Origin of the sequence: Sphingomonas yabuuchiae (genome assembly GCF_001477495.1) — a bacterium.
Taxonomy (GTDB): domain Bacteria; phylum Pseudomonadota; class Alphaproteobacteria; order Sphingomonadales; family Sphingomonadaceae; genus Sphingomonas; species Sphingomonas yabuuchiae_A.
The window spans coordinates 1-8,504 of the sequence record NZ_LDTF01000079.1 but is presented as its reverse complement, the minus strand read 5'-3'; the positions used below and the strand labels follow the sequence as shown (position 1 = coordinate 8,504).

7 protein-coding genes and 4 pseudogenes are annotated in these 8,504 nt (G+C 70.6%); all 11 read left to right on the top strand.

Annotation, left to right across the window (positions count from 1 at the left end):
- On the top strand, window positions 1-462 hold a 462-nt coding region (locus NS355_RS19070; protein ID WP_058746219.1), incomplete at its 5' end, for a hypothetical protein.
- Window positions 462-1,485, top strand: a pseudogene (locus tag NS355_RS13670) (phage portal protein). The gene NS355_RS19070 and the pseudogene NS355_RS13670, both read left to right, overlap by 1 nt.
- Window positions 1,482-1,589, top strand: a pseudogene (locus tag NS355_RS19495) (DUF6127 family protein); the annotation flags it as partial. The pseudogenes NS355_RS13670 and NS355_RS19495, both read left to right, overlap by 4 nt.
- Window positions 1,590-1,632: 43 nt before the next feature.
- Window positions 1,633-2,172, top strand: a pseudogene (locus tag NS355_RS13665) (phage major capsid protein); the annotation flags it as partial.
- 198 nt (window positions 2,173-2,370) lie between these two features.
- Window positions 2,371-2,865: a hypothetical protein gene (locus NS355_RS13660; protein WP_244489688.1), complete on the top strand. Its 495-nt coding sequence runs from the start codon at window positions 2,371-2,373 to the stop codon at window positions 2,863-2,865.
- Window positions 2,862-3,251: a tail completion protein gp17 gene (gene gp17 / locus NS355_RS13655; RefSeq protein WP_058746218.1), complete on the top strand. Its 390-nt coding sequence runs from the start codon at window positions 2,862-2,864 to the stop codon at window positions 3,249-3,251. The genes NS355_RS13660 and gp17 overlap by 4 nt, the downstream gene beginning before the upstream one ends.
- Window positions 3,218-5,752 (top strand): annotated as a pseudogene (locus NS355_RS13645) (phage distal tail protein, Rcc01695 family). Before gp17 ends, NS355_RS13645 begins: the two are co-directional and overlap by 34 nt.
- Window positions 5,749-6,291 carry a DUF2163 domain-containing protein gene (locus NS355_RS13640; RefSeq protein ID WP_244489687.1) on the top strand — a complete coding sequence of 181 codons (543 nt, stop codon included), beginning with the start codon at window positions 5,749-5,751 and terminating at the stop codon, window positions 6,289-6,291. The pseudogene NS355_RS13645 and the gene NS355_RS13640 overlap by 4 nt, the downstream one beginning before the upstream one ends.
- Window positions 6,195-7,166 carry a phage tail baseplate protein gene (locus NS355_RS13635; RefSeq protein WP_167345462.1) on the top strand — a complete coding sequence of 324 codons (972 nt, stop codon included), beginning with the start codon at window positions 6,195-6,197 and terminating at the stop codon, window positions 7,164-7,166. Before NS355_RS13640 ends, NS355_RS13635 begins: the two co-directional genes overlap by 97 nt.
- Window positions 7,163-7,672 carry a DUF2793 domain-containing protein gene (locus NS355_RS13630; protein WP_345938810.1) on the top strand — a complete coding sequence of 170 codons (510 nt, stop codon included), beginning with the start codon at window positions 7,163-7,165 and terminating at the stop codon, window positions 7,670-7,672. The genes NS355_RS13635 and NS355_RS13630 overlap by 4 nt, the downstream gene beginning before the upstream one ends.
- A 116-nt stretch (window positions 7,673-7,788) precedes the next feature.
- A partial coding sequence (locus NS355_RS13625) for an outer membrane protein (RefSeq protein WP_153008226.1) occupies window positions 7,789-8,504 on the top strand: 716 nt, incomplete at its 3' end.

Below are 8,504 nucleotides of genomic sequence, written 5' to 3'. Positions count from 1 at the left end.
GGCGCGCGGTGGACGCTGGCGCGGCGACGGCAATTCCTGGCGGCGCTGGCGGTCAGTGCCGATGCGGGGGCGGCGGCACGCGCGGTGGGAGAGACGCTGCGGGCCGCACGCACCTTGCGGGCGCGCGACCGGGCCTTTGCCGAGGCCTGGGACGACGCGATCGGCGCGGCGCACGCGCTGGTCGAGGAAGGGCTGCTGCGCCGGATGCTGACCCTGTTGGCGGCCGAGGAGGGGGCGGAGGGCGGAGAGGCCGGTGCGGGGACCACCGGCCTCTCCATCACCCCGCCGCTCAGCGCCACCGAGGTGCAATTCTATCTGAAGCTGCTCGCCCGCCGCGATGCGCAGGCCAGGGCGGGTGACGGCGCGGGCGAAGCGGCGAGGGCCGACGCGGCCGAAACCGATGCGGCGCTGGAACGCGCGCTCGATGGGCTGGCGCGGCGGCGATTGAAGGGGATGGCGTGATGGCGAGCGAGGATGCGGCGACGCGGCTCGCCACGCTGGCGATGCTGGAGCCAGGTGCGCGCGAACAGGCGCTGGCCGCACTGAGCCCCGCCCAGAAGCGCGAACTGGTCGAGCGATGGGAATTATGGGCACACGCGGGACAGGTCGCGCCACCGGGTGACTGGCGGGTCTGGCTGATCCGCGCCGGGCGCGGCTTCGGCAAGACGCGCGCGGGGGCGGAGTGGGTGAGTGCGCTCGCCCGCGAGCAACCGGGCGCGCGGATCGCCTTGATGGGGGCGACGCTGACGATGGAGCTGGACGCGAGCGGCTGGCCCGCCGCTTATCTCTACCGTGCCGGGGGGCCGGGTGACGACCTTGCCGGTCGATCCGGTCCGGCCTCAAGTCGTGCATCTGAAAAGCTGCCACCCGCTCGACGATCATTACGGGCTGGGCTGCCTGGGCGCGGCGGCGGGGGCGATCGCGATCCACAATGCGGCGGCCGCCTGGAACCGCGCGCTGCTCGACAATGCGGCGCGACCTTCGGGCGCTCTGGTCTATGATCCGGGTGACGGTTCAACGCTGACCCCCGACCAGTTCGAGCGGTTGCGCGCCGAGATGGAGGGTTTCGCGGGCAGCGGCAATGCGGGGCGTCCGCTGCTGCTGGAGGGCGGGCTGAAGTGGCAGGCGATGAGCCTGACTCCGGCCGAGCTGGACTTCATCGCGGCCAAGTCGGCGGCCGCGCGTGAGATCGCGCTGGCCTTCGGGGTGCCGCCGATGCTGCTCGGCCTGCCCGGCGACAACACCTATGCCAATTATCGCGAGGCGAACCGCGCGCTGTGGCGGCAGGCGATCCTGCCGCTGGCGGGCGCGATCCTGAGCGGACTGGCGCAGGGACTGGCGGGCTGGTTCGAGGGGGCGAGCCTGTCGGTCGACATCAACCGCGTCACCGCGCTGGCCGAGGAACGCCAGATGCTGTGGGCCATGGCGGCGAGCGCCGACTTCCTCGATCCGGCGGAGAAGCGCCAGATGGTCGGCTTGTCATGAGCGGGGACGTTCTGGCGCGGCTGCTGGCGCAGGCGGCGGATAGTGGTGCGGACCTCGTCACGCTGCGTGCGGTGGCGGAGGAAGCGGGCGAACTGGGCGCAACGCGCGCGCTGACCCGGCTGGGCCTCGCCGATGCCGACGCGGCAGGCCTTCGTCAACGGATCGGGGGTCAACCGGCCCAAGGGCTTTCTGACCAACCCGATCTCGACCGCCAAGGACGGGGTGCGCCCGTTCGGCACGCTGCAATATATCCCGAGCGGCGTGGCGGGCGCGTTCATGGCGGGCGGGGAGGACCGGCTGATCGAGCTGGTCCAGCTATTGCGGGCGCCCTATCGGCAGGGGGCATGCTTCGTGATGAACGCCGCCACCTCGGCCCGCATCCGCAAGCTGAAGACGACGGACGGTCAATTCCTCTGGGCGCCGGGGCTTGCGGCGGGCCAGCCTGCGACGCTGCTCGGTTATCCGGTGGTCGAGGCGGAGGACATGCCCGATGTCGGCCTGGACGCTACCGCCATCGCCTTCGGCAATTTCCAGGCGGGGTACCTGATCACCGAGCGTGCCGAAACCGCGATCCTGCGCGATCCGTACAGCAACAAGCCGTTTGTCACCTTCTATGCCACGCGGCGAGTCGGCGGCTGTGTCAGCGACTCGGAGGCGATCAAGCTGATGAAGTTCGCGACGGCCTAAGTCCCTGAAAAATCGGGGCAGCCGACAAAGGGCTGCCCCGTAGTTCAGGGAGGATGCCGAACCGGCCGGGGGGCGCGGGGTCGGCATGGCCGGTGCCCAAGGGGGAGGAGGGCAGCGGCTGTCCCACTCTCTGCGCGCCAACTGTGACGCCCGTGTGTCGGACCTGTCGCAGTTTGTATCGATGAAGGAGTTTACATGATGAGCGGGACGAAGGAGGCCATGCCCCCGGCGACCGTGACGGCGGCGGCCGGTGCGGTGCGCGCATTGCTGCGGCTGGAGGCGGGCAACGAAGCGGCGCTGGTCGAGCGAGTCGCGGGCGTCGCGCTGGGGCTGGCCGAATCCTTTAGCGGGCAGATGCTGATCCGGCGGCTCGTCGAGGAGCCGATGCCGGGATCGGTGGCGTGGCAGGCACTGGCGGAGACGCCGGTCGTGACGATCCTGTCCGGCGGTGAAAACGCGATCGACCGGGACGGGCGCGGCTGGGTCCGCCTGCGGGAGGCCGCGACGGCGCGCTATCGCGCGGGCCTGGCCGAGGGTTGGGATAGCCTGCCGCCCGAGATCGCACACGGCGTGGCGATCATGGGCGCGCACCTGTTCGACAATCGCGATGCCGCCGCTGTGCCGCCCGCCGCCGTCGCCGCGCTCTGGCGACCCTATCGGCGGATGCGACTCGATCGCCCGAGGCAGGCATGACCGCGCGGGAGGCGTTGCGGGCCGGGTTGATGAATGCGCTCCGCCCCGTGCTGACGCCGCTGGGCATGGCGCTGTTCGACGCGGTGCCGGTGCGGGCGAGCGTGCCGCAAGCCGTGCTGGGCGAACCAAGCGACAGCGACTGGGGGGCGGCCGGGATCGAGGGGCGCGAACTGCGCGTCGCGCTGACCCTGACCGATGAGGGGGAGCAGCCCCGTCGCTTGCGCGCCTGTGTCCAGGCGGCGGAGGCGATCGGACTGCCCGAGATGCTGGCGGACGGCTGGCGGGTGGCGGGACTGAGCGTAACCGCGCCCCGCATGGCGAAGACCGGCGCGCGCTGGAGTGCGAGCGTCGAATGGCGCGCCCGGCTGTGGCGCGCGGGACAATAGGGGGACGGGACATGGCAATCGAAAAGGGAAGCGCCTTTCTGCTCAAGATCGGTGACGGGGCCGAGCCGCCCGCCTTCGCCACGATGGCGGGGCTGCGCACCACGCAACTGTCGATCAATGGCGAGACGGTGGTGGTGACCAGCAAGGATTCGGGCGGCTGGCGCGAATTGCTGTCGGGGGCCGGCGTGCGGCATGTCAGCGTGGCGGGCGCGGGCGTCTTCACCGGATCGGCGGCGGAGGCGCGGATGCGCGGCCATGCGCTGGCGGGCACGATCGAGACGCGCTTCGACCCGCGATACTGGACGGTCGATTTTCCACGCCCGATGATGGCGGCGGTGGTCGCGAGCGCGCCCGATGCGTAGCGGATCGATGCGGTATTCTATCGTGCCGACGATCTGGCGGGGCTGATCTGGGAATCGGTCGACCGGCACGACCATCCGCTGCTGCGCTACGACACGGTGCGCGACTATCGCGATTGCCGGTTGCGGTTCCGCTGGCGCTCCGGCGGGATCAAGCCGCTGGATGCACGGCATGGGCCGACGCTGACGATCGAGGGGCGTGACGAGAGCGGCAAGGCCCGCGCCTGGTATGTCCGGCTGTGGAACTATGCGACCGGCACGCCGGAGGATGCGGAGGTCGTGATCGACTTCGCCAATCTTGCGGGCGGGTTCCGGTTTCCGGAGGAGCGCGATTCCGTCTGGGCGGGCGATGTCGACCGGATGTTCGTTTCGCTGGTCGCCCCCGATTACGATGCCGGCGCGCAGTTCCTCGCACGGCCGCAGGAGGGCTGGGTCGAGCTGACCGGTATCGCCTGTGACGGGCCGGGGGCGGTGATCGGGGTCGGCGCGGCGGTGCTACCCGAACAGGGATTCCGCATCGCCAGCGGGTATGACGACAGCTATCACCTGACGCCGCAGCGTTTGCTGCGCAACATGCTGCACCTCGGCTATCGCGGCGGCATCGTCCATTATGTCGGCATGAGCCATTATTTCCGGCTCGAACGCAGCGGGGACGGCCTCTACGCCAGCCTTGTTGGCGGGGCGCTGAACGTGGCGTCCACGGCGTGGCATCGCGGTTTCGCGGGCGAGGCGAAGGCACTGGGCTACGACCTGATCTGGTCGCTGTCCTATGAACTGTTCGACGCGCATTGCTGGGGCGACTGGAAGCAGCGTTCGGCCGATGGTGCGCCCGCCCTGACCGGCTGGGAGCCGCCCTCGACATTGCTCAGCCCGGCGCATGGCGGCGCGATGGCCTATCTCCAGGCGGTGGCGCGGGCGTTTCTGGCGATCGGGCAGGCGGCGGGGCTTGCTCCGCAATTCCAGGTCGGCGAGCCCTGGTGGTGGGTGCGCCCCTCGGACGGGGCCCCATGCCTGTACGATGCGGCGGCGGTGGCGGCCTTTGCGCCCGTGCCGATGGCGAGCATGACGGGGGCGAAGACGCAAGCGCAGCGCGACACGCTCGACCGCGCGGGGGCGTGTCTGGCGGCCTCGACGGCGGCGCTGTGCGCGGCGGCGAAGGCGGCGGCGCCGGGCTGTGTCACGCACCTGCTCACCTATCTGCCGACCGTGCTCGACCCGCAGGCCCCCGAGGCCAAGCGCGCCAACATGCCGGTCGGCTGGGCGAGCCCGGCCTTCGATGTGTTGCAGCTGGAGGATTATGACTGGGTGACGGCGGGCGACACCGCCTCGACCCGCAAGGGCGTCGCGCTGGCCGAGGCACGGCTCGGCTATCCGCCGGAGCGCCAGCATTATCTGTCGGGCTTCGTGCTGCGCGCCGACCAGCGCGCGCAGTGGGGCTGGATCGCCGAGGCGGCGCAGACGGCACGCGAGCGTGGCGTGGCTGCGGCCTATCTGTGGGCGATGCCGCAGGTGATGCGCGACGGGTTCGTGTGCTGGGAAGGGGAGGAGGACGAGGTGCAGGCTTTCGACGATGTGCTGTTCCCGCTGGCGCTGGGCCGCGAGGCGGAGGTGACGCCGGGCTTCTCGACCGCGATCCTGACCAGCGCCGGCGGGCGAGAGGCACGCAATGCCGCCTGGGCGGAGGCGCGGACGACCTATGATGTCGGCCCCGGCATCCGCTCGGCCGAGGACATCGCCACGCTGCTCGGCTTCTTCCGGGCGCGGATGGGACCGGCGCGGGGTTTCCGCCTGCGCGATCCGTTTGATAGCATCGGCGCGGACGAAGCGATCGGCACCGGCGACGGCGTCACGCGCCGCTTCGCACTGGCCCGCCATTATGGCGGCCAGTCGCGCCGTATCACCCGGCCGGTGGCGGGGAGTGTCTCCGTGAAGGTCGCGGGCCTCGCCGTCACCGGGTTCGCGCTGGAGCCGGGCGGTTGGCTGCTGTTCGACACCGCACCCGCCAAGGGCGCAGCGATCGCCGCCAGCTTCATCTTCGACGTGCCCGTCCGCTTTGCCGAGGATCGGCTGAGCACGACGCTGGCCGGGTTCCGGGCGGGCGCGGCGGCGTCGGTCCCGCTGGTCGAGGTGCGGGAGGCATGAGCGCCGACACGCTGACGACATGGGTGCTGTGCTGGCGGATCGAGCGGTGCGACGGGGTGACGATCGGGCTGACGGGCCACGACCATGACCTGTGGATCGAGGGGCTTCGCTGTCGCGCCGCGCCCGGCCTGACGCCCAGTGCGATCCTGCGCGGCGATGGCCTAGACCCCGATCTGATGGAGGCGTCGGGGGCGCTGACCAGCGCGGCGATCGGCGAGCGCGATCTTCTGGGCGGCCGCTGGGACGGGGCGAGCGTGGCGGCCCTCGCGGTCGACTGGACCGGCGAAGCGGCGCCCGTGCCGCTGGGACAGGGAACGATCGGCGCGGTCCAGCTGGGCGAGGGCGGCTTTACCGCCGAATTGCGCGGGGTGGCGGCATCGCTCGACCGACCGGTGGCGGAGGAGACCTCGCCCGACTGCCGCGCCGCGCTGGGCGACCGGCGGTGCCGCGTGGCGATGGCGGGGCGGCGGCGGTTCGTGCGGGTGGGCCGATACTGCCCGCCTCGCCCGGCCGGATCGCGCGGGCGGCGGACAGGGTGACCGGCACGACCCGGCTGATCGCGTTCGAGGCACCGCCGCTGACCGACGAACTGCACTCGGCGCCGCGCCTGTCGGTGGTGGCGGCGGGCGGCCCGGGCTGGCGACAGGCAGAACTGGCCTATAGCCTCGACGACGGCGCGAACTGGACGGCGCTCGGCCCGACGGCATTGCCCGGCATCATCGGGGTGGTCAGCGCGGTGACGCCCGGCGGCGGCAGCGCCCTGGTCGATCGTCGGGGAAGGTTCGATGTGCAATTGGCCGAGGATCTGGCGGATGCCGATGACGCCGCGCTGGATGCGGGTGCCAACCTCGCCTGGATCGATGGCGAACTGATCCAGTTCGCGCAGGTACGGCCGCTGGGTGACAGGCACTGGCGGCTGAGCGGTCTGCGACGCGGGCTGCGTGGGACGGAGGCGATGATCGGGCTGGCGCTGCCCGGCGCATCCTTCGTCCTGATCGCGCCCGGCTCGGTGCGGACATTGGACGTGCCGGTCGCGATGCTCGGCCGCAGCGTCCGTTTCCTGGCGCACGGCCTGGGCGACCCGGTCGAGGGCGTCCGGACCGCCGCCGCGGTGACGGGCCTGTCGGTCCTGCCGCCATCGCCGATCGGCTGGCGGTGTCGGCGCGGTGCGGACGGGCGCGTCACCATCGGTTGGACGCGGCGGAGCCGGATCGGCTGGCGCTGGCTGGACCGGGTGGATGCGCCGCTCGGCGAGGAAACGGAGCGCTATCGCATCGCCATCGGCGACCGGGTCGAGGAACTGTCCGCACCCGTGTGGAGCGGCACGGTGGCGGACGGAACGCGGGTGGCGATCCGGCAGATCGGGACCTGGGGTGCCTCGGCGCCGCTGGTCGGAATCGTGGGGGAGGGATGATGACGACGAACGACACGCCGCGCTGGATGTTGCCGTTGCTGGCGGCGGGACAGGCGCAGAAGGAATTGACCCACAACGAGGCGCTGAGCCTGCTCGACCTGGTCGTGCAGCCCTGCGTCGAGGCGGTCGGCGTGAATGCGCCGCCCGCCAGTCCGCTGCCCGGCCAGGCCTGGATCGTCGGCGACCGGCCGGACGATATCTGGACGGGCCGTGCCGGAATGATGGCAGGCTGGACCGAGGGCGGCTGGCGATTCCTCGTTCCGCGGGTAGGATTGTCGGTGTGGAGTCGGGCCGATGACTGCCGGTGCGAATGGGATGGAAACCAGTGGCGGCTGGGCCGTGTCGCCGCCCGGTCGCTGGTGATCGAAGGAAAAAAAGTTGTTGGCGCGCAACGACCAGGCATCGCGCTGCCATCTGGCGGGCAAGTCGTTGATTCCGAAGCACGTTTGGCGCTGAACGCGATCATTGGGGCGCTTCGCGACCATGGTCTGGTGGCCGCGGGCTGACCGGAAATCTGTGCTTTTAATGCCACAGTCGCGGGCTTTTGTTCGCTTGCGTGGAAACCAACGCTCCGATAGTGGGTTTGCGCTGTCCGTAGTGACAACCAAGAAAGGGGACTATGATGCGGAAGCTTGCCATTGTTCTGGCACTCGCCTCCACCGCTCTGGCTTCGCCTGCCCTCGCCCGCGACAAGTCGTGGTACGTCGGCATCGAAGGCGGCGGGATGATCGTCGAGGACATCGATTATGATGTCACCGGCACGCGCACCGGCGTTGCGACCGTCGACCATGACTATGGTTATGACGTTGACGGCGTGATGGGTTACGACTTCGGTGGTTTCCGTCTGGAAACCGAAGTCGGCTATCGCCGCGCGACGGTTGACGGCTACAGCTCGACCACGCTGACCAACACCGGCATCGGTGCTGGCACCGTCCCGGCTGGCAGCTACAGCTATGCCGGTGGTTCGACCTCGGCACTCAGCTTCATGCTGAACGGCTTGCTCGACTTCGGTGCCGACGACGGCATCCAGGGCTTCGTCGGCGGCGGTGTCGGTGTGGCTCGCGTCAAGGCGAACTACGCGCTCAACAACCGCGCTGACTTCCTGAACGACTCGGACACCGTGTTCGCGTGGCAGGCTCTGGCGGGCATCCGTGCACCGCTGACCGACCACATCGACGCGACGCTGAAGTATCGCTTCTTCAACGCCGAGAACGTCAAGCTGGTCGACGTCGCCAACAACACGCATGACGGCCGCTTCCGGTCGCACTCGCTGCTGGGTGGCGTGGCGTACAACTTCGGTGAGCCGGCTGCTCCGCCGCCTCCGCCGCCGCCCCCGCC

Coding starts and splice junctions, on each gene's coding strand:
- NS355_RS13640 (WP_244489687.1), top strand. CDS start 5,749: ATGAGCGCCGACACGCTGACGACATGGGTGCTGTGCTGGCGGATCGAG.
- NS355_RS13660 (WP_244489688.1), top strand. CDS start 2,371: ATGAGCGGGACGAAGGAGGCCATGCCCCCGGCGACCGTGACGGCGGCG.
- gp17 (WP_058746218.1), top strand. CDS start 2,862: ATGACCGCGCGGGAGGCGTTGCGGGCCGGGTTGATGAATGCGCTCCGC.
- NS355_RS13630 (WP_345938810.1), top strand. CDS start 7,163: ATGATGACGACGAACGACACGCCGCGCTGGATGTTGCCGTTGCTGGCG.